At 66.2% G+C, this 25575-nt stretch carries 25 protein-coding genes; 5 read left to right on the plus strand and 20 right to left on the minus strand.

What is annotated here, in order from left to right; all coding sequences use genetic code 11:
* Window positions 1-28: 28 nt before the first annotated feature.
* A complete protein-coding gene (locus tag IB225_RS04625; protein WP_192310062.1) occupies window positions 29-487 on the plus strand; it encodes a MarR family winged helix-turn-helix transcriptional regulator in 459 nt (152 codons plus the stop codon).
* Entirely contained in the window at window positions 484-1716 is a 1233-nt protein-coding gene (locus IB225_RS04630; protein ID WP_192310063.1) for an MFS transporter, read from the plus strand. Before IB225_RS04625 ends, IB225_RS04630 begins: the two co-directional genes overlap by 4 nt.
* A 94-nt stretch (window positions 1717-1810) precedes the next feature.
* Here IB225_RS04630 and IB225_RS04635 read toward each other — a convergent pair whose 3' ends face one another.
* The gene (locus tag IB225_RS04635; protein WP_192310064.1) at window positions 1811-2299 is read right to left on the minus strand and encodes a Fur family transcriptional regulator; all 489 of its coding nucleotides are present in this window, start codon (window positions 2297-2299) and stop codon (window positions 1811-1813) included.
* Window positions 2300-2312: 13 nt separating this feature from the next.
* The gene (gene gltX, locus IB225_RS04640; RefSeq protein WP_192310065.1) at window positions 2313-3719 is read right to left on the minus strand and encodes a glutamate--tRNA ligase; all 1407 of its coding nucleotides are present in this window, start codon (window positions 3717-3719) and stop codon (window positions 2313-2315) included.
* Window positions 3720-3809: 90 nt separating this feature from the next.
* Here gltX and lpxH point away from each other — a divergent pair, with 90 nt between their 5' ends.
* Entirely contained in the window at window positions 3810-4547 is a 738-nt protein-coding gene (lpxH, locus tag IB225_RS04645) for a UDP-2,3-diacylglucosamine diphosphatase (RefSeq protein WP_192310066.1), read from the plus strand.
* 118 nt (window positions 4548-4665) lie between these two features.
* Here the strand turns inward: lpxH and IB225_RS04650 are convergent, their stop codons facing one another.
* The 8 genes from IB225_RS04650 to IB225_RS04685 all read right to left on the minus strand — a co-directional run bounded on the left by IB225_RS04650 (window position 4666) and on the right by IB225_RS04685 (window position 13514).
* Window positions 4666-5463 carry a ferritin-like domain-containing protein gene (locus tag IB225_RS04650; RefSeq protein ID WP_192310067.1) on the minus strand — a complete coding sequence of 266 codons (798 nt, stop codon included), beginning with the start codon at window positions 5461-5463 and terminating at the stop codon, window positions 4666-4668.
* 16 nt (window positions 5464-5479) lie between these two features.
* The gene (gene purF, locus IB225_RS04655; protein WP_192310068.1) at window positions 5480-6949 is read right to left on the minus strand and encodes an amidophosphoribosyltransferase; all 1470 of its coding nucleotides are present in this window, start codon (window positions 6947-6949) and stop codon (window positions 5480-5482) included.
* A 7-nt stretch (window positions 6950-6956) separates the two neighbouring features.
* Window positions 6957-7568 carry a CvpA family protein gene (locus tag IB225_RS04660; RefSeq protein ID WP_192310069.1) on the minus strand — a complete coding sequence of 204 codons (612 nt, stop codon included), beginning with the start codon at window positions 7566-7568 and terminating at the stop codon, window positions 6957-6959.
* A gap of 43 nt (window positions 7569-7611) precedes the next feature.
* Window positions 7612-8631: an SPOR domain-containing protein gene (locus tag IB225_RS04665; RefSeq protein WP_192310070.1), complete on the minus strand. Its 1020-nt coding sequence runs from the start codon at window positions 8629-8631 to the stop codon at window positions 7612-7614.
* 67 nt (window positions 8632-8698) lie between these two features.
* Complete coding sequence (folC, locus tag IB225_RS04670) at window positions 8699-9976, minus strand: bifunctional tetrahydrofolate synthase/dihydrofolate synthase (protein ID WP_192310071.1); 1278 nt, start codon at window positions 9974-9976, stop codon at window positions 8699-8701.
* A 1-nt stretch (window position 9977) separates the two neighbouring features.
* Window positions 9978-10556 (minus strand): hypothetical protein, encoded by a 579-nt coding sequence (locus tag IB225_RS04675; protein WP_192310072.1) that lies wholly within the window; start codon window positions 10554-10556, stop codon window positions 9978-9980.
* 31 nt (window positions 10557-10587) lie between these two features.
* On the minus strand, window positions 10588-11232 hold the full coding sequence (locus IB225_RS04680; protein WP_192310073.1) for a histidine phosphatase family protein: 645 nt from the start codon (window positions 11230-11232) through the stop codon (window positions 10588-10590).
* A 113-nt stretch (window positions 11233-11345) separates the two neighbouring features.
* Window positions 11346-13514, minus strand: coding sequence for a S46 family peptidase (locus IB225_RS04685; RefSeq protein WP_192310074.1), 2169 nt, complete (start codon window positions 13512-13514; stop codon window positions 11346-11348).
* Window positions 13515-13696: 182 nt separating this feature from the next.
* Between IB225_RS04685 and tdh the strand changes: the two genes are divergently transcribed.
* Window positions 13697-14731, plus strand: a complete 1035-nt coding sequence (gene tdh, locus IB225_RS04690; RefSeq protein ID WP_062354788.1) for an L-threonine 3-dehydrogenase — start codon at window positions 13697-13699, stop codon at window positions 14729-14731.
* A 62-nt stretch (window positions 14732-14793) separates the two neighbouring features.
* Here tdh and IB225_RS04695 read toward each other — a convergent pair whose 3' ends face one another.
* From IB225_RS04695 to IB225_RS04720, 6 genes are all read right to left on the minus strand, one after another.
* On the minus strand, window positions 14794-15552 hold the full coding sequence (locus IB225_RS04695) for a TorF family putative porin (protein ID WP_192310075.1): 759 nt from the start codon (window positions 15550-15552) through the stop codon (window positions 14794-14796).
* A 173-nt stretch (window positions 15553-15725) separates the two neighbouring features.
* Window positions 15726-16793: a sulfate/molybdate ABC transporter ATP-binding protein gene (locus IB225_RS04700; RefSeq protein ID WP_192310076.1), complete on the minus strand. Its 1068-nt coding sequence runs from the start codon at window positions 16791-16793 to the stop codon at window positions 15726-15728.
* A 12-nt stretch (window positions 16794-16805) separates the two neighbouring features.
* The gene (gene cysW / locus IB225_RS04705) at window positions 16806-17768 is read right to left on the minus strand and encodes a sulfate ABC transporter permease subunit CysW (protein WP_192310077.1); all 963 of its coding nucleotides are present in this window, start codon (window positions 17766-17768) and stop codon (window positions 16806-16808) included.
* A gap of 1 nt (window position 17769) precedes the next feature.
* Window positions 17770-18630, minus strand: a complete 861-nt coding sequence (gene cysT / locus IB225_RS04710) for a sulfate ABC transporter permease subunit CysT (RefSeq protein WP_345776570.1) — start codon at window positions 18628-18630, stop codon at window positions 17770-17772.
* A 1-nt stretch (window position 18631) separates the two neighbouring features.
* Window positions 18632-19648 (minus strand): sulfate ABC transporter substrate-binding protein, encoded by a 1017-nt coding sequence (locus tag IB225_RS04715; RefSeq protein ID WP_192310079.1) that lies wholly within the window; start codon window positions 19646-19648, stop codon window positions 18632-18634.
* Window positions 19649-19664: 16 nt separating this feature from the next.
* Window positions 19665-21119, minus strand: a complete 1455-nt coding sequence (locus IB225_RS04720) for a porin (RefSeq protein WP_192310080.1) — start codon at window positions 21117-21119, stop codon at window positions 19665-19667.
* Between the two features lie 172 nt (window positions 21120-21291).
* On the opposite strand from IB225_RS04720, the gene kbl reads away from it, so the two are divergent.
* Window positions 21292-22491 (plus strand): glycine C-acetyltransferase, encoded by a 1200-nt coding sequence (gene kbl / locus IB225_RS04725; protein ID WP_192310081.1) that lies wholly within the window; start codon window positions 21292-21294, stop codon window positions 22489-22491.
* Between the two features lie 24 nt (window positions 22492-22515).
* On the opposite strand, the gene IB225_RS04730 is transcribed toward kbl, so the two are convergent.
* The 4 genes from IB225_RS04730 to IB225_RS04745 form a co-directional block, all read right to left on the minus strand.
* Window positions 22516-22806, minus strand: a complete 291-nt coding sequence (locus tag IB225_RS04730; RefSeq protein WP_192310909.1) for a hypothetical protein — start codon at window positions 22804-22806, stop codon at window positions 22516-22518.
* Between the two features lie 73 nt (window positions 22807-22879).
* Entirely contained in the window at window positions 22880-23674 is a 795-nt protein-coding gene (locus IB225_RS04735) for a pseudouridine synthase (protein ID WP_192310082.1), read from the minus strand.
* A gap of 42 nt (window positions 23675-23716) precedes the next feature.
* Window positions 23717-24220: a hypothetical protein gene (locus tag IB225_RS04740; protein ID WP_192310083.1), complete on the minus strand. Its 504-nt coding sequence runs from the start codon at window positions 24218-24220 to the stop codon at window positions 23717-23719.
* Between the two features lie 197 nt (window positions 24221-24417).
* Window positions 24418-25500 (minus strand): OmpA family protein, encoded by a 1083-nt coding sequence (locus tag IB225_RS04745; protein ID WP_192310084.1) that lies wholly within the window; start codon window positions 25498-25500, stop codon window positions 24418-24420.
* Window positions 25501-25575 lie beyond the last annotated feature (75 nt).

Raw genomic sequence — 25575 nt, forward strand, 5'->3', positions numbered from 1 at the left:
TTGACCATCCACCCACATGCGCACCTCCATGACCGCCACACCCCCTCCCGCCGCAACCAGCAGCGTGTGCACCTGCTTCCGCCTGCGGCGCGCCAGCCGCCGCGTGACCCAGGTGTATGACCACGAACTGGCCAGCGTGGGACTGAGCCTCAACCAGTACTCGATCCTGCGCCGGACCGAGCGCGAGCCACGCGTGCTGGGCGGATTGGCGGAAGAACTCGGCATGGACCGCACGACATTGACGCGCAACCTGTCGCCGTTGATGGATGCAGGCCTGCTGGAAACGGTCCGCGGCAAGGACGCCCGCCAACGGGTGATCGCACTGACCGAGGAAGGCCGCGTCCGACTCGCTGCCGCGAAGCCGCTCTGGCATCAGGCGCAGTCGGTCATCGACACCATGCTCGGCGAGGCCGCCGTCCAGCGGCTTCACGGAGAGCTGGATCGTCTCGACAGCCTGTTGCGGCAACACCTGGGAGAAGCCGCATGAGCACCACGACGACGCCGGTGCCACGCATGCATTGGGGCCTGCTGCTGGCGGCGTCGGCCACGCTGATGATCACGATGGGCGCGCGACAGACCACCGGTCTGTTCGTCGCACCGATCCACCAGGACACCGGCATCGGCATCGCGGCCATCAGTTTCGCGCTGGCGATCGGACAGTTCACTTGGGGCGCAGTGCAACCCATCTTCGGGGCCGTCGCCGACAAGCGCGGCTCCACCGGCGTGCTGGTGCTCGGTGCCATTCTGCTGTCCCTCGGTCTTGCCCTGACGCCGCACCTGACGTCGCCATGGGGGCTGATGTTCACGCTCGGCCTGCTGACGGCGGCGGGCGCTGGCGCCGGCAGCTTCTCCATCTTGATCGGCGCCACGGCACAGCAGTTGGCGCCGGAGAAGCGTTCGTTCGCCGCTGGCTTCATCAACGCCGGTGGGTCGCTGGGACAGTTCGTGTTCGCGCCGCTGGTCCAGGCGGTCATCGCGTTCGCCGGTTGGGCCAGCGCCATGTACACCTTGGCGGTCGCCTCGCTGCTGGCGATCCCGCTCGCATTCCCATTGCGCAAGAAGGCAGTCGCGGCATCCAGCACACCGACCGCCACCGCGATCGGCGACATCAGCCTGAAGCAGCAGATCGCCATCGCACTACGCGATCGAAGCTATTGGATGCTGCACCTCGGCTTCTTCACCTGCGGCGTACACATCGCGTTCCTGGTGACACACCTGCCGGGCGAAGTGGCCTTGTGCGGCCTGCCGGCAAGCGTGTCGGCCGCTGCGCTGATGCTGATCGGCCTGTTCAATGTGGCAGGCAGCCTGATCGCCGGTGCGCTGGGTCAGCGTGTGCGGATGAAGTGGATCCTCGCCGTGATGTACGCCAGTCGCGCGGTGATGATCGCGCTGTATCTGATGGCGCCACCGACGCCGCTGACGTTCTACATCTTCGCCGCGGCACTGGGCTTCACCTGGCTGGCGACGGTTCCACCGACGGCGGGCCTGGTCGGCAAACTGTTCGGCCCACGCTACCTGGGCACACTGTTCGGACTGACGCTGCTGTCGCACCAGATCGGTGGATTCTTCGGTGCGTGGCTCGGTGGCCTGGCGCTCGAACGCTCCGGCGATTACACGTGGATGTGGTATCTCGACATGGGCTTGGCGCTGATCGCAGCGGCAGCCAACCTGCCGATCCGCGAACGCTCACCGAAGGCGGTACCGGCAACGGTCTGAGGAAGCTTGGTGTGGGAGCGACGTAAGTCGCGAGCTTTCCGTGCTGCCAGAGGAAGAGCTCGCGACTTACGTCGCTCCCACAGCCAGCAACACCTTATGCAGCCGCGCACCGCGCACACAGCCCATGCACTTCCAGCGTCTGCGCCTGCGGCTGGAAGCCCAGCGCCTTGGCGCGCGCATCCAGCGCCGCCACGACCTCACGGTCTTCCAGCTCAACCGCACTATGGCAGCGGTCGCAGATCAGGAACGGTACCGAATGCTGTGCGCTGTTCGGATGGTGGCAAGCGACGAAGGCATTCACCGACTCCAGCTTGTGCACGAAGCCGTTCGCCATCAGGAAGTCCAGCGCACGGTAGACCGTCGGTGGTGCATCCGCGCCGACACCTTTGGTGGCGCGCACCCACTCCAGCAGTTCGTAGGCCTTCACCGGCTTGCCGGCTTCGGCGATCAACTGCAGCACGCGCGCACGGATCGGCGTCAGCCGCAGCCCACGCTCCTGGCACGCATGCTCTACCGCGGCCACGAACGCTTGCGCGTCATGGACGTGGTGATGAGGGTCGGTACAGGCGTGGGAAGACGGCATGGGCGATCCGGAGTCAGGCGGACGTATCTACCTTGATAAGTGCGGCGTCGATGCGTTTCAAGGCCTCGTCGCGGCCGGCCAGGTAAACGGTCTGCGAGATGTCGGGGCTGACCTGGGTGCCGGTGATCGCGACGCGCAGCGGCTGCGCGACCTTGCCCATGCCGAGTTCCAGCGCTGCGGCGGCTTCGTGCAGCGCCACCGATACGCTTTCCGCACTCCACTCCGTCAGCGCCGCCAGGGACTCGCGCGCCTTGGTCAGCGGGGCCTGCGCCGCCGCGCCCAGATGCTTGGCCACGGCCGCGTCGTCGTAGGCCGTCAGAGGCTGGTACCAGACCACGGCCTTCTCGGCCATGTCCTTCAGCGTCTGCACGCGATCGCGCAACGCGACCACCACGTCGGCCGGTGCCGGGCCTGCGGTCAGGTCGACGCCGAGCTTTTCCAACTGGTAGACCAGATGCGGCGCGATGTCCGCGGGCGCATCGGTCTTCAGGTAATGCTGGTTCACCCAACCCAGCTTGGCCATGTCCAGGCGTGCCGCCTTCGAGTTCACGTCCTTCACGTCGAACAGGTCGATCAGCTCCTGCCGCGAGAACAGCTCCTGGTCGCCATGCGACCAACCCAGCCGCGCCAGATAGTTGATCAGCGCATGCGGCAGGTAGCCGGCGTCCTTGTACTGCATCACGTCGGCCGCGCCGGTGCGCTTGGAGAGCTTGGCGCCCTCCTCGTCCAGGATCATCGGCATGTGCGCGAACTTCGGCACCGGCGCGCCCAGCGCTTCGTAGATGTTGATCTGGCGCGGCGTGTTGTTGATGTGGTCGTCACCGCGGATCACCTCGGTGATGCCCATGTCCCAGTCATCGACCACCACCGCAAAGTTGTAGGTCGGGTAGCCGTCCGGACGGAAGATCACCATGTCGTCGAGTTCGCTGTTGGCGATCTCGATGCGGCCCTTGATCAGGTCGTCGAAGGCGACCACGCCATCCAGCGGATTCTTGAACCGGATGACGCGGTTCGGATCATCGCGGTGCGGCAGGTTCTGCTCGCGCGCGGCGCCGTTGTAGCGCGGCTTCTCCTGCTTCGCCATCGCCGCCTCGCGCATGGCGTCCAACTCTTCGCGCGTCTCGTACGCGTAGTAGGCCTTGCCGGCCGCGACGAGTTGCTCGGCGACTTCGCGGTAACGGTCGATGCGCTGGGTCTGGTAGATCGGACCCTCGTCGTAGCCCAGGCCCAGCCAGTCCATCGCATCGAGGATCGCGTCGATGGCCGCCTGCGTGCTGCGTTCCCGATCGGTGTCCTCGATACGCAGGATGAAGTCGCCGCCGCGATGGCGCGCCTCCAGCCAGCAGTACAGCGCCGTGCGGGCGCCGCCGATGTGCAGGTAACCGGTAGGACTGGGGGCGAAACGGGTACGGCAGGCCATGGTGGACTCGATGAACGGTATGCCGCCAATTTTAACCCGCGCGGGCCGCGTTTCCCTGCCTGCTCCGGGGGCAGGGCTTAGAATTACGCCATGACCACGCTCTTCATCTCCGACCTGCACCTGGACGCCGAGCGTCCCGCCGTCACCGAGCTGTTCGGCGCGTTCATGCAGAAGGAAGCCACGCAGGCCGATGCGCTGTACATCCTCGGCGACCTGTTCGAGGCCTGGGTCGGCGACGACGATCCGTCCGACAATGGCGCCTACGTGGCCGCCTGCATCCGCGAGGTCGCCGATGCCGGCGTGCCGGTGTTCTTCATCCGCGGCAACCGCGATTTCCTGCTGGGCGACGCGTTCGCGCGCCGCGCCGGCATGCGCGTCCTGCCCGACCCGGCGGTGGTCATGCTGTACGGAAAGCCGACCCTGCTGATGCACGGCGATCTGCTGTGCACCGGCGACACGGCCTACCAGGCATTCCGTGCACAGACCCGCAACCCGGCCTGGCAGGCGCAGTTCCTGTCGCAACCGCTCGCCGCCCGACTGGCCTTCGCGGCGCAAGCGCGTGCAGCCAGTGCAGCCCACCAGGGCGGCATGAAGCAGAACGACAAAGCCCAGTTCGAGACGCTGACTGATGTGGCGCCGGCTACCGTGGATGCGACGTTCGCGCAGTTCGGCATCGACACGATGATCCACGGCCATACGCACCGGCCGGCGATCCACGAACTCACCGTCGGCGACCGCGCCTGCCGGCGCATCGTGCTGGGCGACTGGTACGAACAGGGTTCGGTGCTGCGCGTCGAGCCGGACGGGATGTCGCTGGATTCGCTCTAAGCGCTGGCGCGCAACGAGATGCCGGCTGTGGGAGCGACGTAAGTCGCGATGACGGCACCGCGGGGGTTCATCGCGACTTACGTCGCTCCCACACATGGGTCCACGGGAGACTTCGGACCTACGGCGCTTCGAGCGCCGCGAGTTCGTCCTCGTCAAAGCCCGCCAGCAGGCGCGCTTCGATATTGAACGGGCCGTGCAGATAGCCGCCGGCGTATTCCTTCAGCAGCTCGCGGAAACGCGCGCGCGGCTCGATGCCCCGCTGCGCGCAGTACCAGCGGTACCAGCGCGATCCGGCGGCGACATGCGCGACTTCCTCGCGCAGGATCACGTCGAGGATCGCGACCGTGGCCTCGTCGCCCAGCTCGCGCAGTTTGACGATCATCCCGGGCGTGACGTCCAGGCCGCGCGCCTCCAGTACGCGCGGCACCAGCGCCATCCGCGCGAGGCCGTCGTGCGCGGTTTTCTCGGTCATTTCCCACAGCCCGTTATGGGCGTCGAAGTCGCCGTAGTCGTGGCCGAGCTCGCGCAGGCGATCGCGCAGCAGGACGAAATGGCGCGACTCGTCGTGCGCCACCGCCACCCAGTCGGCATAGAACGCCGCCGGCAGGCCGCGGAAGCGGTACACCGCGTCCCAGGCCAGGTCGATGGCATTCAGTTCGATATGTGCGATGGCGTGGATGAACGCCGCCCTGCCCGCCACGCTGCCCAGTCCACGACGTGGCAGCTCGCGTGGATGTACCAGCGTCGGCTTCTGCGGACGGCCCGGCATGCGGATCGGCTCGGGAGCTGTCGCATCGGTCGGGATCGCGAGTCCGCCCTGCACGAAGGCGGCGGCGTACTGCTGTGTCAGCGCGACCTTGGTGTCGACCTCCGCCGCATCCAGGCAGATGCGCGCGGCCTCGAACAACGTGGTCATGCCGGGGCGTGCCGCGTCAGCCGACGCGGCGCTTGCGCTTGGCTTCGTCCGAGCGGGCCTGTTCGATGCGCTCGAAGTAACCCGGCTCGATGCCGGTGACGTACTGGCCATCGAAGCAGGACGAATCGAAGTCTGCCAGGTTCGGGTTGCCCTCGCGCACGGCGGCTTCGAGGTCTTCCAGGTCCTGGTAGATCAGCCAGTCGCAACCCAGCTCGCGTTCGATGTCCTCGACGGTGCGGTTGTGCGCCACCAGTTCGTCCGCGGCCGGCATGTCGATGCCGTAGATGTTGGGATGGCGCACCGGCGGCGCGGCACTGGCCAGGTACACCTTGCGCGCGCCCGCATCGCGGGCCATCTGCACGATCTGCTTCGACGTGGTGCCGCGCACGATGGAGTCGTCGACCAGCAGCACCACGCGGTTGCGGAATTCCAGGTTGATCGGATTGAGCTTGCGGCGCACCGATTTCACGCGCTCGCCCTGCCCCGGCATGATGAACGTGCGGCCGACGTAGCGGTTCTTGATGAAGCCTTCGCGGTACTTCACGCCCAGCACGTTGGAGATCTCGAGCGCGGCGTCGCGCGAGGTGTCCGGGATCGGGATGATGGTGTCGATGTCGTGGTCGGGACGCAGGCGCAGGATCTTCTCGCCCAGCTTCACGCCCATGCGCATGCGCGCCTTGTGCACCGACACGTTGTCGATCATCGAATCGGGGCGCGCGAAGTACACGTACTCGAAAATGCACGGCGAATGTTCGGGCGCATCGGCGACGATCTCGCTGAACAGCTCGCCGCGCGCAGTGATCACGATTGCTTCACCCGGCTGCACGTCGCGCATGCGCACGAAACCGAGGATATCGAGCGCGGCGGATTCCGAGGCGATGATGTACTCGGTGCCTTCGCTGTGCTCGCGCTTGCCCAGCACCAGCGGACGGATGCCGTGCGGATCGCGGAACGCCACCAGGCCAAGGCCCAGCACAACGCTGACGACGGCGTAGCCACCCTTCACGCGGCGGTGCACGCCGGCGACGGCGCGGATCGCCGCTTCCGGGGTCAGCGTGCGCTGCAGGTCCAGCTCGTGCGCGAACACGTTCAGCAGCACTTCGCTGTCCGAATCGGTGTTGATGTTGCGGCGATCCTGCGCGAACACGTCCTGCCGCAACGATTCGGTATTGATCAGGTTGCCGTTGTGCGCCAGCGCGATGCCGTACGGCGAGTTGACGTAGAACGGCTGCGCTTCGTCCATCCCCTCCGAGCCGGCGGTCGGATAGCGACAGTGGGCGATGCCCACGCGGCCTTCCAGCACGCTCATGGCCTTGGCGTTGAATACGTCCCGCACCAGCCCGTTGTCCTTGTGCACGCGCAGGCGCGTGCCGTCGGCGGTGGCGATGCCGGCGGCATCCTGTCCGCGATGCTGGAGGACGGTCAGCCCGTCATAAAGCTGGCCGGCAACGTTCTGGTTGCCGACGATTCCGACGATGCCGCACATGGGGGATCTACTCCGGTTTCGACGCGGGTGAGGCGGACGAGGGGGCGTGGTCCTGCGGTGCGCCGGGTTCTTCCAGCGGCAGGGGCAGCAGGTTTTGCAGGCGCGCATTATCGCCCGCCGGCCGGCCATTGCCAAAGTCCAGTTCCTGCACAGTCCATTCCGGCAGCCACTGCGACAGCCACTGCGAGCCGGGCAAGAGGACCGGTACGACGGATGACCGATGCCATTCAGTTTCGCGCGGGAGATCCGTGAAGGCCGCCAGCAGCAGCACGATGCAGGCCACGAATGCACCGCGCAGCAGCCCGAGCGCCAGGCCGAGCACGCGATCCAGCCCCGACAGACCAACCGATTTCACCAGGTTCCGGATGGCCCAGCCTGTCAGACCGACGAAAATCATCACGCCGACGAAGCTGAGCACATAGCCGCCCAGCAGTTCGCTGGCCGACGGCTGCCCGTCGCTGGACAGCCAGTGCGCGGCATCGCCGCCGTAGTGGAACGCGACCCAGCCGGACAGCAGCCAGGCGACCATCGAGGCGAGCGCGCTGATGAAGCCGCGCATTACGCCGAACAGGGTCGACACGCCGACGATCGCCAGCAGCGTCAGGTCGAGCGCGCTCACGCGGCGCGCCCGGAACGGTCAGTCGCGCAACAGGACGGATCCATCAAGGATGCGGTCGGACCATGCCGTCCACGCCGATCTTCGAGGCGACCTGCGCCTTCAGTCGGTCGGCATCGGCACGGTTGGCGACCGGACCGATGCGCACGCGGCTGAGCGTGCCCTTGTCGGTGCGGACCTGCTCGACGAACGCGCTGAAGCCGGCGCCGCGCGCGCGATCACGCAAGGCATTGGCATCGGCTGCGTTCGAGAAGGCGCCCAGCTGCACGGCGAAGCCGGTGCCGGACGCGGCCGGTTTCGGCGCTTCGGTCGGCTTGGGCGCGGTGGCGACCGGCTTGGCGGCCGGCGGCGGGACGGGTTTGGTCTCGGCCGGTGTCGCCGCAACAGGCTTGGCTTCGGTCGCTGCAGGCTTCGGGGCCGGCTTGGCGGGCTCCGGCGGCAGCGTCTGCGTGGTGACTGAAGGCGAGGCAGGGGCGGCGGTGGCGGTCGAGGCCGAAGACGCCGGTGCGGGCGACGTCGTCGCAGGTGCGTTGGCCGCGGCATCCAGCGTCACGACCTGGGCGTTGACGTCGCCGCGGATCTTGATCGCATCCAGCCGCGCGGCTTCGGCCTGCGGACGGTCGGCATAAGGACCGACGCGCACCCGGAAGGCCGGCTTGCCATTGATGGTCGCCGGTTCGACGAAGCCGGGGAGCTTGGACTGCTTCACACGGGCCAGCACCGCGTCGGCATCGGCCTGGGTGGCGTAGGCGCCGAAACTGACGGCGAAATCGCCGCCGGCAGTGGCGGCTGGTTGCAACGTCCCCGTGGTTGGCGCCGGTTCCGCTGCCGGTGCAGCCACCTGCCCTTGAAGCCCCACCGCGCCAGCGGCAGGCGCGTTGCCCGGCGTCACCAGCGGCAGTTCGCGTGTTTCGAATTCGCCATCGGCGGCGGGCGGTACGTCCAGCGGCACGTCGGACACGCCACTGTCGGGCGCGGGCCCCTTGACCAGCATGGGAAGGAAGATGACGGCCAGCGCCACCAGCACGACGGCGCCGATCAGGCGCTGTTTCAGGGCAGTATCCATCCAAGTCCACGGCAGCTGCGGCGGGAATGCCGCGGCGATTATACGGCGCGCTCCGGCGCGCTCCCCGTCATCGACCTGAATGCAGAACCTGCAACGCGTCGGCAACCGTGTGGAACGAGCCGAACACCAGTACGCGATCGCCAGGGGCGGAGGCATCGAGTGCCGCACGCAGGGCGGCGTCCACGCTGGCATGCAGGCTCGCCGCCGTCGCGATTACATCGTCCAGCCGGGTCGCCAACTGCTCGGCCGTCTGCGCGCGCGGGCCGGACGACAAGCCCGCCAGGAACCAGTGCAACGGCACGCTGGCGAACGCGTCCACCACACTGCGTACGTCCTTGTCGGCGAGCGCGGCGAACACAACGCGGGTCTTCCCGGCGATGGGGTGCGCCTGCAGCCACGTCGCCAGTTCGCGGGCCGCCTGCGGGTTGTGGCCGACGTCGAGCACGACGTCGATATCCTCGTGCGTCACCTGCTGCAGGCGCCCCGGCAGGACTGCCTTGGCTACACCTTCGGCAAAGGCCTCGTCCGGGACAGCTTCGCCCGGCAAGGCACGCAGCGCCGCAATCGCGGTGGCCGCGTTCGCACGCTGCGACGGTGCGGTAAGTGCCGGCGACGGCAGTTCCAGTTCGGCGCCGACTTCACGCCAGCGCCAGCGCTGACTGTCGATGGGCTCGTGGAAGAAGTCGCTGCCCAACCTCAACGCATTCGCGCCGATGGCGTAGGCATGGCGTAACACGCTGGACGGCGAGTCCACTTCGCCCAGCACCAGCGGCTTCCAGGCGCGGGCGATGCCTGCTTTCTCGGCGCCAATCGTTTCGCGGTCGTTGCCCAGCCAATCGGTATGGTCGATGTCGACCGTGGTGATGACGGCGACGTCGGGATCGACGATGTTCACCGCATCCAGTCGTCCGCCCAGCCCGATTTCCAGCACGGCCAAGTCCAGCCCGTTGCGCTGGAACAACCACAAAGCGGACAGCGTGCCGAACTCGAAGTACGTCAGCGGCGTGTCACCGCGTGCGGCTTCCACCGCCTCGAAAGCTTCGACCAGCGAGGCGTCGTCGGCGTCCGTACCGTCGATGCGCACGCGCTCGTTGTAGCGCAGCAGGTGCGGCGAAGTGTAGGCGCCGACCTTCCAGCCGGCGGCGCGCGCGATGGCCTCGAGGAAGGCCACGGTCGAGCCCTTGCCATTCGTTCCGCCTACCGTGACGACGCGGGCGGCGGGCCTGCCCAGCGAAAGCCGCGTCGCGACCTCGCGCACGCGGTCCAGGCCCATCTCGATGGACTTAGGGTGCTGCTGCTCGACGTAGGTCAACCATCCGTCAAGGTTCTGTGGTGCGCTTGCCATGTCAGCGGCCTGATTCGATGTGCACAATGCTCGCGCCGAACGGGGATCGGCGCCCCACCAGCACGACCGGGACCTGTTCCTCGGGGTGGCGATGATAGAACGTCTCGCTGACGCACAAGTAGCGCGGGAAGGCCCGCTCCATCGGGCCTCCCTCCAATCGGTATTCGCACGTGCGCCTACTGCTCACGTAGTACGTCTTCATGATGTGCGATTCGCGGAATTCCCCGCCGAACGCGCGTGTCCATGCCCATGGCAGGGCCTTGACCAACACGCACCAGCTTACGAAACCCAGCAGGACCGGCATTCCACAGAAAAAGAACAGGAACTTCGGGAACCCTTTGTCGAGCAGGACGTGCATGCGTCCGTGACGATCGCGATGTCGAAGCAGCCCCGCGGTACCGATGACCCCGATCACCAGGAACAGCAGGGTGACGTGCATGCCATGCAACGCCGGAGCAGGCACGAAATCGACGGACATGCCGATCAACGCCAGTGCGCCGGCGCCGAGACTGACCAGGGTGATGTCGACCCGGCGCCGGATGCGCGTCTCCGAGCCGAGCCATGCCGTCTTCCAGCCCATGCGGATTCGCCCGTAGACGTCGTTGCCCGCGTCAGAGCGCCCGGTGCTTCGCTTCGCCGAAGAACGGCGTGTGGTGTGCGCAGTCGTTCAGGCGCACGACTTCCAGCTGATCCACTGACGGCCCTTCCAGCAGGTTGAGCGTGGTCGGCGCCTGGCGGAAGCTCCACAGCTTGGCGATCGGCAAGCCCAGGATGCGGCACAGCAGGACGCGGTTTACCGCGTCGTGCGCCACGATCAACAACGTGTCGTCATCGCCCAGCCCTTCGGCGGCACGCGCGAGACCGCGCCATGAACGGTCCAGCACCTGGCGCAACGATTCGCCGCCCGGCATCAGCACCGTATCCGGTTCTTCGCGCCAGGCGAGCAGACGCGCCGGATCCTTGTCCTGGATCTCGCTGGCCAGCAGGCCTTCCCATTCGCCGTGGGCGATTTCCTGCAGATCAGCGTCCGTCTGCAGCATGTCGGCACGTGCATCGCCCAGGGCGAGCTTCGCAGTCAATTGCGCGCGGGACAGCGGTGATGCCACCGCGCGATCGATGCGCACGTCCTTCAAGCGCTGGCCCAGCGCGGTGGCCTGGCCTTCACCGACCGGCGAGAGCGGGATGTCGATCTGGCCCTGGTAGCGGCCTTCGGCGTTCCAGGGCGTTTCGCCATGACGGGCAAGCAGGATGCGCATGCGGAGTGTTCCGGTGTGTGAGACGAGTCCGTGTCTGTTCCGACGGCCGGAAACGAAGACGGGAGCGGATGATAACCGCTCCCGTCCCATGCCTGCCGGCTCAGTTGCAGGTGTTACTTGCCGACGCCCATTTCCTTGAGCAGCTGCGGTGCCGGATAGACCTCCTGCATGATCCAGCGCAGGTAACGACCGTCGACGGCGATCATGCGGGTCATCTTCGGATCGAACACCCAGTTGGAGCTGACCGACTCCCAATTGCCATCGAAGGCCAGGCCGATCAGCTTGCCGTGTGCGTCCAGGACCGGTGAACCGGAGTTGCCGCCGGTGATGTCCAGGTTGGACAGGTAGTTCACCGGCACCGAGCCGAGGCGCTTGTCTTCCAGTCCGCCGTAGCGCTTGGCCGCTACTGCGTCGAGCAGGGCCTTCGGCGAGTCGAACGGATCCTCGCCCGTCTCCTTCGCGACCACGCCTTCCAGCGTAGTGAACGGGGTGTACTCCACGCCGTCCTTCGGCGCATAGCCCATCACGTTGCCGAAGGTGATGCGCAGCGACAGGTTGGCATCCGGATAGACGAACTCGCCCTGAGTCTTCTTGTAGTCGGCAAGCGCCTGCAGATAGACCGGACGCGCGGCCAGGTTCTCGCCGGCGCGCGTCTTGCGCTCCTGCTCCAGCTGCAGCAGCGTCGGCATCACCGCGACGGCGTACTGGATGGCGGGATCCTTGCTGGCCTCGAACGCCTTGCGGTCGGCGGCGAACCATTTCAGACGCTCATCGGTGCTGCCAAGCTGGGTGCCGGCAAGGCGATCCAGCGCGCGCTTCACCGCAGCAGCGTCGTTGCCGCCGAGCCACGTGTCGATGGCGGCCACGCGCTGGTTCGCCGGCAGCTTGAGGTACTCGTTCAACCAGTACTCCTGCAACTGGCGGTCCATCGCGGCCACGTAGCGACGCTCGAGCTGCTTCTGCGCGCCTTCGATGGACGGCAGGTCGCGCTCCTGGTAACCGGACTCGCGCTCGGCGTTCGGCTTTTCGCGCTCGATCGACAGGCGGTACAGCTGAGTGGCGGAACCGACCATCGCGGTGTTGTTGAACATCGCCAGGGCCAGGTCGCGCTCGCGCGTGGCCTTGTTCTGATCAAGCAGGGCCAGCAGCTTGGCGTGCGCGTCGAGCGCGGGCTGCCCCTTCGTGCCCTGCCCCTTCAGCCACGCCAGCACGGCGGCCTCTTCGTGCTGCTTCTGGCCGGCGGCGTCGATGCGTTTGAAGCCTTCCAACTGGCCGTCGTAGTTCTTGCTGGTGTTGTTCCAGCCGGCCATGGTGTTGGCGTACTTCACCTGGATATCGGCGTTCTTCTTGCCGGCGTCCTGCACCATCGCGATCTGGTTCTTGTAGTGGCGCGCGATGGTCGGATAGGTCCAGGCGGCGGTGTTGTCGAACTCGGCCGCCAGCGCGTAACGGTTGGTGGACCCCGGATAGCCGGCCACCATCACGAAGTCGCCCTCGCCCAGCGGCTGGTCGGCGAACTTCAGCCAGTGCTTCGGCTGGTACGGCACGTTGTCCTTCGAGAATGCCGCCGGCTTGCCGTCCTTGCCCACGTAGGCGCGGTAGAACGCGAAGTCGCCGGTGTGGCGCGGCCACATCCAGTTGTCGATGTCGCCGCCGTACTTGCCCACGCTACCGGGAGGCGCGTACGCCAGGCGGACGTCCTTGATCTCCAGGTTCTTGAACAGGCGGTAGGTGTTGCCGCCGGAGAAGCTGTACAGGCGGCAGCGGAAACCGGCATCGGCCTCGCAGTCGGCGATCAACTTCTTTTCGAACGCTTCCAGCGCCTTGGTCCGTGCCAGCGCGTCATTGCCGGCGGAAGCGATGGCGACCTGTGCTTCCTTGGTCACGTCGGTGATTTCGTCGAGCACGAACACGCGCGCGTTCGGGCCGGCGCTGACTTCATCACTGGTCGACGGCGCGTTGAAGCCGTTCTTGATCAGGTTGTTCTCGGCGGTCGAGTTCAGCTGGATCGCGCCGTAGGCGCAGTGGTGATTGGTCACCACCAGTCCGTTCGGCGATACGAAGCTGGCGGTGCAACCGCCCAGCGCGACCACCGCACCCATCGGGTCACCCGTGAGGTTGGCGAGCTGCTGCGGCGACAGCTTCAGTCCGGCCTTCTTCAGCGGCCCGGCGATTTCGGGCAGCTGCTGCGGCACCCACATGCCCTCGCCAGCGTGGGCGAGTTGGGCGGCGAGCAAGGACAACGGAACCGCGATGGCGGCGGCGAGCAGGTTCGGACGCATGGAAACCCCGGGAACTGGCAGGAAAGTTCCGATTGTAATGAACCTGTCACGGCAGCCGACCCATGACTTTCGGACTAGGAGGGCGGCTGCCGGGACGTCCAAGCGTGTCAAGGCGCCCTGCAGCAGGGCACCACAGAGGCGGGGCGTATAATCCGCGCCCTCATTCCCTGGATCGACGCCCGATGGCACAGACGATGAAGGCGCTGGTGAAGCGCGAGGCCGGCAAAGGCATCTGGATGGAGGAGCTGCCCGTTCCGCAGCCCGGCCCCAACGAAGTGCTGATCAAGCTGGAGAAGACCGCCATCTGCGGCACCGACCTGCACATCTACCTGTGGGACGAGTGGAGCCAGCGCACCATCAAGCCCGGCCTGACCATTGGCCACGAGTTCGTCGGCCGCATCGCGCAGCTGGGTTCCGCCGTCACCGGTTACGAGGTCGGCCAGCGCGTGTCCGCCGAGGGCCACATCGTCTGCGGCCATTGCCGCAACTGCCGCGGTGGCCGCCAGCACCTGTGCCCGAACACCGTCGGCATCGGCGTGAACCGCAACGGCGCTTTCGCCGAGTACATGGTGATGCCGGCCAGCAACCTGTGGCCGATCCCGGACCAGATTCCGTCGGAACTGGCAGCGTTCTTCGATCCTTACGGCAACGCCGCGCACTGCGCGCTGGAGTTCGACGTGGTCGGCGAGGACGTGCTGATCACCGGCGCAGGCCCGATCGGCATCATCGCCGCCGGCATCTGCAAGCACATCGGCGCGCGCAACGTGGTGGTCACCGACGTCAACGACTTCCGCCTGAAGCTGGCCGCCGACATGGGCGCCACGCGCGTGGTCAACGTGGCCAATACGTCGCTGAAGGACGTGATGGCCGACCTGCACATGGAAGGCTTCGACGTGGGCCTGGAGATGAGCGGCAACCCGCGCGCGTTCAACGACATGCTCGACTGCATGTACCACGGCGGCAAGATCGCGATGCTCGGCATCATGCCCAAGGGCGCCGGCTGCGACTGGGACAAGATCATCTTCAAGGGCCTCACCGTGCAGGGCATCTACGGCCGCAAGATGTACGAGACCTGGTACAAGATGACGCAGTTGGTGCTGAGCGGTTTCCCGCTGGGCAAGGTGCTGACCCACCAACTGCCGATCGACGATTTCCAGAAGGGCTTCGATCTGATGGAACAGGGCAAGGCCGGCAAGGTGGTCTTGAGCTGGAACTGAGCCTGTTACTTCGCTGAAAAAAAGGGCGCCTTGCGGCGCCCTTTTTTTTCATGCTCGACGGCTCAGGGAACCGCCACGGCGATGGTGAACACTAGGCCCGGCTTGTAGATGTCCGAGCCACGACGCAGTTCGGACGCATCGGAGCCGAAGGTGTCGTAGTAACCCAGGGTCGCCGTCGCAGGACCAAACCCCTTCGATACCGTGATGGAACCGTCGTAGAAGTCCGTGCGGCCGTCGCTACCGGCGTCGATCGAGGTATAGCCGGTGCTCGCGCCCAGCGAGAAGCCGGATTCGCCGATGTCGTAGCTGGCATTCAAGCCGGCATAGATTTCCTCAGCGCCCGTGTTGCTGTAGTCATCGGCATAAGCCAGGATGCCGCCGACAGTCACTGGGCCGCTCCACGTTACCTTGGCGATGTACTCGTTGTAATCGATGTCGCCATAACCGCTGGAAGCGCCTTCATAGGTATAGCGATTCACGCCCAGGTCGATGTTCCAACTGTCGTTCAGATCCTTGTTCCAGCCGACGAAGTAGTCCACTTCGAAATTGGGGCCACGGACACCCAGTTCGGGGCTACCGAAGTCGACGTTGGAACCCCACACGCCGGCATACAGACCGAAAGGCGCCGAGTAGCCGAGTCCGGCCTGGAATGCGATCTCATTGTCGGTCTGTGAAACGCCACGGAACACGTAATCGCTGGTCACGGCGAAGCTGGCGCTGAAGGGGGAAGCTTCTTCTTCTGCTTCCTGGGCGAAGGCCGCCATGGGCAGGGACAGCAGCAGGGCGGTGGCGAGGGCGGTGCAGAGCTTGGCGGGCGTCATCCGGGGTTCTCCTGGGCGGTTGGGGCGTTGGCCGTGAGTTAAACCGTCATCACGACTTCACGGTTTTTTAACTGCGCCCCGATAGTGCGCCGCACCAATCGCTCGCGTCAAGTGTCGGATCAGCCTTTGTAAAATTGGTTTCTTTTTCAATTAATTCAGCAAGTTATATCGCATCACGCTGGTGCCGACGCACCATCCAGGGGAAACCAGCCGAACCGTTTTGGTGCCAAACGCACCGCCTTGCCGGGTGCAGTCGCGTCGCCTTCGCGATCAGCAGGCAGCTCCACATCCAGCTCGACATCGCTGTCCGTCAGCCGCGCCCGCAGACGCAGACGAGGTCCCGTCCGCTGCGCGCCGATGATCGTTGCCGGCCAAGCCGCGGACGCCGTCGCATCCACCAGATGCAGGTCCTCCGGCCTGACATAGACCTCGGCCTCGCCCTGCCCCGCCTCGCCGCGCGGCTGCAGCGGGAGTCCCGCGACCTGCAGCGCGCCGTCGTTCCACTGTGCCGGCACGCGATTCACCGCGCCGACGAACGAGTAGACGAACGGCGACGCCGGCACGTCGTAGGCATCGGCGGGGCTGCCGAGTTGCTCGATCCGGCCGCGGTTGAGGATGGCGACGCGGTCGGCGAGTTCCAACGCTTCTTCCTGATCGTGGGTCACGAAGATCGTGGTCAATCCGGTGCGGTCGTGCAGTTCGCGCAGCCAGCGCCGCAGGTCGCGGCGCACCTGCGCATCCAGCGCGCCGAACGGCTCGTCCAGCAGGAGCACGCGTGGCTCGATGGCCAGCGCCCGCGCCAGCGCCACGCGCTGCCGCTGGCCGCCCGAGAGCTGCGCCGGATAGCGTGCACCGAATCCCTCCAGTTGGACCAGCGAAAGCAGCTCCGACACGCGCGAACGGACCACCGCATCGGGTACACGGTCGCGCCCCTTGCGGACGCGCAGGCCGAACGCGATGTTCTCCTCCACCGTCAGATGGCGGAACAGTGCGTAGTGCTGGAACACGAAGCCCGCGCGCCGCGCCTGCACGCTGAGGCGGGTGGCGTCCTCGCCATCGAACAGCACGCGCCCGCTGTCCGCATGTTCGAGGCCGGCGATCACGCGCAACAGCGTGGTCTTGCCCGACCCCGAAGGCCCCAGCAGCGCGAGCAGCTCGCCCTGGCGGATGTCCAGCGACACGTCATCCAGTGCGGCGAAGCTGCCGAAGCGCTTGCCCAGGTGTTCGATCTTGATGCCCATGAGGTCGTCCTGTCAGTGACGGTGGTTGGCAGCCAGCGCTTCGCCGTGGCGCCATTCCAGCCAGGTCTTCAGTACCAGTGTCAGCAGCGCGGTCAGCGCAAGCAACGAAGCCGCCGCAAAAGCGGCGCTGTACGCGTACTCGTTGTAGAGAATTTCCACGTGCAGCGGCAGCGTGTTGGTGCGTCCGCGGATATGGCCGGACACGACCGACACCGCACCGAACTCGCCCAATGCGCGCGCACTGCACAGCAGCACGCCGTACAGCAACGCCCAACGGATGTTCGGCAGCGTCACCCGCCAGAACGTCTGCCAGCCGCTCGCACCCAGGCTGAGTGCGGCCAGCTCTTCATCGGTGCCCTGCTGCTCCATCAGCGGCATCAGCTCGCGTGCGATGAACGGGAACGTCACGAAGATCGTCGCCAGCACGATGCCCGGCAGCGCGAAGATGATCTTCGGCAACTGCAGGTGCAGTTCGCCGAGTAACGGCAGGGTGAAGTGCCAACCTTCGTCAATCAGCGAATATGCCCAGCCTTGTGCACCAAAGATCAGCACGTAGATCAGGCCGGCGACCACCGGCGACACCGCGAATGGCAGATCGATCAGCGTCACCAGCCAGCGTTTGCCGCGGAACTCGTGCTTGCTGACCGCCCACGCAGCGGCCACGCCGAAGGCGAGGTTGAGCGGCACGACGATGGCCGTCACCAGCAAGGTCAGCTGTACGGCGGCGAGTGCATCGGTCTCAGTGACAGCGGAGGCGAACGCCACCCAACCGCCGCGTAGTGCCTCGACGAACACCAGCGCCAACGGCAGCAACAGGAACGACAGCAGGAATCCAAGCGCGCCCAGCACCAGCAGCACCTGCACCCAAAGCGGTTCGGTGGTGGCGGCATGACGGCGGACGGCAGGACGTTCGTGCACTTCCACGGCGGACGACTCCGGGGGAATGGCGATGACGGCGGAGATACTGTCGCCCATGTTAGCCCCCTGCCCGCTTGCCCGTGCGCTGCAGTCGCGCCTGCAGCGTGTTGATCAGCAGCAGCAAGGCGAACGACAGCAGCAGCATCGCCGCCGCGATCGCGGTAGCTCCCTCGTAATCGAACTCCTCCAGCTTGATCGTGATCAGCAACGGAGCGATCTCCGACACACCCGGCAGGTTGCCGGCGATGAAGATCACCGACCCGTATTCGCCCACGCCGCGCGCGAACGCCAGCGCAAAGCCCGCCAGCACGGCCGGCCACAGGGTTGGCAGCACCACGTGACGAACGGCTTGCCAGCGGCTTGCACCCAAGGTGGCGGCCGCTTCTTCAAGCTCGGTCTCGATCTCCGCCAGCACGGGCTGCACCACCCGCACCACGAACGGCAGGCCGATGAAGACCAATGCTACGGTAATGCCCAGCGGCGTGTAGGCCACCTTGATGCCGGCCGCTTCCAGCCATTGGCCGATCCAGCCGGTCGGCCCGTACAGCGCCGTCAACGCGATGCCCGCCACGGCGGTCGGCAACGCGAATGGCAGGTCGATCATTGCGTCGAATACACGCTTGCCCGGAAAGCGGTAGCGCACGAACACCCAGGCCACCAGCGTGCCCATCACGGCATTGAAAGCAGCCGCCGCCAGTGCGGTGCCGAAACTGATGCGCAGCGCCGCCAGCACGCGCGGCTCGGTCCAGATCGCCCAGATGCCGGCCGGCCCCAGGCCGCTGGCTTTCGCGAACACGCCCACCAGCGGAATCAAGACAATCAGCCCCAGCCAGGCCAGCGTATAGCCCAGGCTGAGGCCGAAACCAGGAATGACGCGCCGGGGGCGCGCCTTTCCCGGCCAGGGATTTACTGCCGCCACGTTACTTCGCCTGGATCTGGTCGAACACGCCGCCATCCGCGAAGTGCGTGGCCTGCGCCTTCGCCCACGAGCCGAAGACGCCGTTGATCGTCACCAGCTCCAGCTTGGGGAAGCGCGCGATGTCTTCCGGTGCGGCGTACTGCGGATAGCGCGGACGGTAGTAGTGCTTGGCCGCCAGGCGCTGGCCCGTGGGCGAGTACAGGTACTTCAGGTAAGCCTGCGCCGCCTCGCGTGTCCCGTGCTTGTCCACGTTGCGGTCGACCAGCGCCACCGGCGGCTCGGCCAGGATCGACAACGACGGCACGACGATGTCGAACTTGTCCGGCCCCAGTTCCTCGATCGACAGGAAGGCTTCGTTCTCCCACGCCAACAGCACATCGCCGATGCCGCGCTGGACGAAGGTGGTGGTCGAACCGCGCGCACCGGTGTCCAGCACGGGCACGTTGCGGAACAGTCCGCGCACGAAATTGCGCGTCTTCGCTTCGTCGCCCTTGAAGATCTTCAACCCGTAAGCCCATGCCGCCAGATAGTTCCAGCGCGCACCACCGGAGGTCTTCGGGTTCGGCGTGATCACCGAGATACCGGGCTTCACCAGGTCGTGCCAATCGCGGATCTTCTTCGGGTTGCCCTTGCGCACCAGGAACACGATCGTCGACGTATACGGCGCGCTGTTCTCCGGCAGGCGCGACTGCCAGTTGGCCGGGAAAAGTCTGGCACGCTGGGAAATCGAGTCGACGTCGTACGCCAGCGCCAGCGTCACCACGTCGGCTTCGAGGCCATCGATGACCGAACGGGCCTGCTTGCCCGAACCGCCATGCGAGGTCTCGATGCTGACCTTCTGCCCCTTCGTCTTCTGCCAGTCGGCGGCGAAGGCCGTGTTGAACTCGCGGTAGAACTCGCGCGTCGGATCGTACGACACGTTGAGCAGGTTGAGGTCCTTGGCACCGGCCGCAGCGGCGACGGTAAGGCCGAAGGCAAGCAGGGCGTTGCGGATATGGCGTCGGATAGTGGGTTTCATGGCTTGTCTCCGGGAATCAGAAGGCGACCTGCAGTCGCGAGAACACGGCCTTTTCGTCTTCGCGATCACCGCTCGCGGCGCCGCCCTCGAATTGCGTATCCAGGTAGTTGAGTACCAGTTTCAGGTTGCTGTTGAGGTACCAGTTGACGCCCAGCGTCCAGGCCTTCGTCCGGCGCGCGGATACCACCGGATCGGCGAACAGCGGGAAGGCGCCGTCATCGATCTCCAGCTCGCCATAGCGGCCGACCAGTTCCCAGGCACCCCAGTCACCCTTGCCAGGACTGAAGGGCTTGGACGGCTTGACGACACCGCGGTAGCTCGCATCCTCGCCGGTCAGCACGTAGCTGGCGGTCGCCTGCCAGGCGGTGTTTTCCAGCTCCGCGGACACAACACCGACCTGCAGCTCCTGCTTCGACGCGATGTATTCCGCCAGCAGCCCGAACCCGTTGCGGTAGAAGTAACCCTGCGGCGACCAGCGCGTACGCTTGCCGTCGGCGGCGACGGCACTGCGATAGTTGAAGAACTGCACCTGGCCCGGCGTCCGATAGCGCGGCAGGATGTTGTTGCCGGTGCCCACGGTGTCGCCGACGCTGCCACCGATGCCAAAGCCGAGGCCCGACCAGAAGCCCGCGCTGTCCTTGAACGGTTCGACGAAGAGACGACCGGCGACTTCGAATTCATCGTCCGGATTGGTGGTCACCGCATCGCGTCCGTCGACCGTGCCATTGAACACGCCGATCGCATAACTGACCTTGCTGCCGGCCAGTTCACCCTGCAGCTGTACGCCGATGTCGCGGTTCGGCGCCAGTTCGCTGGGCAATGCGCGCTCGATGTCCGACAGTGCGGACGATGACTGCAAGCGTTCCAGGCCGACCGGCGAGGTGAACTTGCCCAGCCGTACCGTGGCGGCAGGCGAGAACTTCAAGTCGGCGTAGGCATCGACGATGCTGGCGCTGTCGCCGGCGAACTCCGGCGTGAAGCGGAAGCCGATCCACTTGCCCAGCGTGCCCTCGATGGTGGGACGCGCCGTGCGCAACAGGAAGGTGTCGTAGGTTCCCGACGGCACGCCGCTGCTGAAGAAGCGCCCATCGCCCTGCAACAGACCGCGGATCCTGATCTCGTAATCGCCGTTCGCCGACTTCAGCGAGGCGCCCTTGTCGTTCACGGCGACAACCGGTGCTTCCTTGGCCTTGGCCGCGGTTTCTTCCTGCTGCAGCTCGAGGCGGCGCTCCAGGATGCGCAGGCGCTGGTCCAGATCGCCCAGCGTCGCCGGGCCGGACTCGCCGTCTTCGGTGGCCACGCTTGCGGGCGCGTCGCCGACGCGACGCTCAAGGGCTTCCAGGCGTTGCAGCAGTTCTTGCACGGTCGGCTGGCTCTGTGCGGATACGGGAACAGCCAGCGAACAGACCAGCGCGCCCAGGATGGCGACGCCGCTGCCCTTCCGCCTGCCCAGTCCCGAGTGTGTCCGCATGACCGCTTTTCCCCGTGTGAAGGCCCGTCGTGGGCCGGAAACGCGATGCTGCGTGCGCACATGCGGGCAGGGAAATGACGAAACGGGGCCCGCTTATGCCGTATCCGCATGACGCCGCGGGGGCCGGATGGGCCGCGGGTAGAATGGCGCCTTTCCCGCTCATCTCCCTGCCATGTCCAACGCGCTGACCGCCCACTACGCCACCACCCTCGACGAGATCCGCGCCCAGGGCCTGTTCAAGGCCGAGCGGATCATCACCAGCCCGCAGTCGGCGGAGATCACGCTGGCCGACGGGCGGACGGTGCTGAACTTCTGCGCCAACAACTACCTGGGCCTGGCCGACCATCCGGACGTCATCGCCGCGGCGAAGGACGCGTTGGACACGCACGGCTTCGGCATGGCGTCGGTGCGTTTCATCTGCGGCACCCAGGATTTGCACAAGAAGTTGGAGCAGACGATTGCCGACTTCTTCGGCACCGAAGACACCATCCTCTACGCGGCCTGCTTCGACGCCAACGGCGGCCTGTTCGAGCCGTTGCTGGGCGAAGATGACGCCATCATCTCCGACGCGTTGAACCACGCCTCGATCATCGACGGCGTGCGCCTGTGCAAGGCCCAGCGTTTCCGCTACGCCAACTGCGACATGGCCGATCTGGAAAAGCAGTTGCAGGCGGCCGATGCAGCCGGCTGCAAGACCAAGCTGATCACCACCGACGGCGTGTTCTCGATGGACGGCTTCATCGCCCCGCTGGATGAGATCACCGCGCTGGCGAAGAAATACAACGCGCTGGTGCATATCGACGAATGCCATGCCACCGGCTTCCTCGGTGCGACCGGCCGAGGCTCGGCCGAGGTGAAGGGCGTGCTGGATCGCATCGACATCATCACCGGTACGCTGGGCAAGGCGATGGGCGGTGCGCTGGGCGGATTCACCACCGCACGCAGGGAAGTGATCGAACTGCTGCGCCAGCGTTCGCGTCCCTACCTGTTCTCGAACTCGCTGCCGCCGCACGTGGTGGCCGCCGGCATCAAGGCGTTCGAGATGCTGTCCGCCGCTGGCGACCTGCGCGAACAACTGCAGGAAAACACGCGCTACTTCCGCGAGAAGATGACCGCCGCCGGCTTCGACATCAAGCCGGGCGTACACCCGATAAGTCCGGTGATGCTGTACGACGCACCGCTGGCGCAACGCTTCGCCGAGCGGCTGCTTGAGGAAGGCATCTACGCGATCGGCTTCTTCTTCCCGGTGGTGCCCAAGGAACAGGCGCGCATCCGCACACAGATCAGCGCCGCGCACACGCGCGAACACCTGGACCGCGCAATCGACGCCTTCATCCGCATCGGCCGCGAACTGGGCGTGATCAAATCCTGATCGCTGCGCCGGCGCGTCCGCGTATCAGCGGGCGCGCCTGGCGGTGCTGGCGGTCTTCGGCTTCGCCGGCGCGCCCTTGGCCACACGGATGCCGCGGGCTTTCATCCAGGCGTCGAACTCCTCGGCCGTCATGCTGCGCCCGTTCTGCTGCATGTCGAAACGGTGCCCGTGCGGGCCGACCTTCACGGTGACGATCTCCTCCGGGGCGGCCTGCTTTATCGCAGCGGTCGGCGATTTCGAGGCGCAGCCCGACGACAGGCCAATGACGAGCAGCACGGCGCAGCACAGCGGCAGGCGCGGAATCGAACGGTACATGTGGTTTCCCCAAGGTCAGCGTGAGCGAGTGTAGGCAGGCGCCCGCTCGCGAACCCGGACGACCGTCGCGCAATCAACGCCCGGTCGTCGGCGCGAGTGCGTCGCGCTCATGCGCTTCGAGCACGCGCCATGCGCCCTTGCCCAGTTCCCCCAACGTGAGCGGACCGATCGCGACGCGCACCAGCCGCAACACGCCGATGTCGAACGCGGCGAGCAGCCGGCGGATCTGTCGGTTGCGTCCCTCATCGAGCACGATTTCCAGCCACGCATTGCGCTCGCCGCTTCGCAGCACACGCGCGTCGCGAGCGGACAGATGCTCCCCGTCGACGCTTACCCCGGCCTTCAATCCCACCATCAAGCCGTCGTCGGGGAGCCGGTCGATCTGCACGTGGTACGTCTTGTCCGGCCCCTGCACGGGATCGGTGATGCGTGCCGCCCATTCGGGATCGTTGGTGAACAGCAGCAGGCCTTCGCTGGCCTTGTCCAGCCGGCCGACCGGCGCGACCCACGGCAGCCCCGCGCCGTCCAGGCAGCGGTAGACCGTGTCGCGCCCTTGTTCGTCGCGCGCCGTCGTGACCAGGCCGCGCGGCTTGTTGAGCATCATGTAGCAGCGCTCCGGTGCCGCATTCGCTTGGCCATCCACCTGGATCACGGCGCGTCCGGCAACCACGGGAAACTCGGGGTCGCGCACGATGCGCCCGTCGACCGACACACGGCCGTCAACGATCCAGCGCGCGGCTTCGCTGCGCGAACACACGCCCTGCTTGGACAGCACGCGGGCGAGACCATGGCGTACGCCCTGCACGCCAGGTGCACGGACGCTTCCCCTGCGCGAGGTCTCGCGGGAAGGTGGTCTGCGTATCGTCATGAGGTAGAAAGAAGAACGGCCGGGAAACCGGCCGTTCGTGGATCAGTTCTTCTTGGCGGGATCGACCGGCGCCGGTGCGGGCGCCGCAGCGGGCGCACCTGGCGCCTTCACCACGCGGACACCACGCGACTTCATCCACGCATCGAACTCGTCGGCGGTCATGCGCTTGCCGTTCTGGCTCATGTCGAAACGCCAGGGCGTGTTGTCGTGGGCGGTTTTCGGCTGGTACGCCGCCGGGCTCGCCGTGGCGGCCGCAGTCGTGGGCGCGGCCGGCAGGGCCTTGGCGATATTGCGGCAGCCCTCGATGCGCAGACGCATCAGCACGCGGTCCACCGATTGCGATTCATCAAAGGCGTGCGATGCCAGCACGCCCGAAGGCGCGCCCAGCTGCGTCGCAGCTGCGGTGAACTCCGGCGCCACCGGCGCGATGACCGTGGCGGGCGTCTTCAGCGGTGGCGGGACCAGGCTGCCACTGCAGTCGGGTGCGGCATGGGCGGCGGGAATCGCGGCGATGCACAGCACACTGGCAAACACATGACGACGCATCGGCACAACTCCTGAACGTTCACTACTGGGCGTGCCCGGAGTGTAGGCAGCGCACCGGGGCATGGCAAGAAATTGCCTGCCCTGCGACGCGCCAATGCGACAAGACGGAAGCGCGGTCACGCAAATCCCGCGTACACCGCCAAAAAACGAAGCCCGGCACAAGGCCGGGCTTCGGTTACTTCGGGAAGAGCGTCAGATTAGTTCTGGACGTTCAGTTCCGTACGACGGTTACGCTCGCTCTTGCAGCCCGGCAGGGTCTGCGCGGTCGGCTCCAGCGGACGGCTCTCGCCGTAACCGATCGGGCCCACCAGACGCGAGGCGCTGACGCCGTTGTTGGTCAGGTAGTCGTACACGGTCTGCGAACGACGCTGCGACAGCGACTGGTTGTAGGCGTCCGCACCGCACAGGTCGGTGTGGCCGGCCACTTCGACGCGCAGGTCGGGGTAGCGCTTCAGGATCTCGGCAGCTTCGCTCAGGATCGCGATTGCGTCCGGACGCAGCGTCGACTTGTCGAAGTCGAAGTTCACGCCCTTCAGGTCGATCGAGACCTGCACCGGGCAGCCGTCCGGACCGATGGTCTGGCCAGCCTGCGAACCGGGGCACTTGTCGTCGCAGTTATTGACGCCGTCACCGTCGTCATCCAGATCGGCGCAGCTCGGCGCAGCCGGCGGGGCCGGCGGGGCAGCGACTTCGGCCTTCGGACCCAGCGGGATCACGACGCCGACCGATGCCAGCACGTCACCGAACCAATCTTCGCTTGCACCGGCGACGCTCTGGTCGTCGAAGTCAGCGCGGTAGGCCAGTTCGGCACGCACGCCGACGCGCTTGTCGAGCGTGGTCTGCAGGCCGACGCCCAACTTGGCGGCGAGATTGTTGTCACGACGCTGCGCCGGCGAATCCGGGCTCACGATTTCGTACTCTTCTTCCGAACGCTGCATGCCCAGGCCCGCCACGATGTACGGGTTCCAGCCACGGCCTTCCTGGATGAAGTGGCGACGCAGATCCAGCGATATGCCGTACTGGCTCCACAGCAGGTCACGGTTGTCTTCGAACTTGGGGTTCTGGTAGTTCAGCTCACCGTCCAACGACCAGTTCGGGCTGATGAACTTGCCCAGGCCCAGACCCAGGAAAGGGGCGTTGCGGGTGGTGCGGTCATCGTCCTGCACATTGAAGCCGGTCGTACCCGTGAGGTACCAGCGGTCATCGAACTCCTGGGCCATCGCGTGGTTCGCGAAGCTCAGGCCGCCCAGCAGCGCGGCGCAGAGAATCTTCTTGTTCATTTGCAGCTCCTTTCCTTGTAAAAGTTCAGTAGTAGAGAAACCGAAGTACTCGCTTGCGGCATTTCTAGTTGTTAT

The organism is Pseudoxanthomonas sp. PXM02, assembly GCF_014851805.1.
Taxonomy (GTDB): Bacteria; Pseudomonadota; Gammaproteobacteria; order Xanthomonadales; family Xanthomonadaceae; genus Pseudoxanthomonas_A.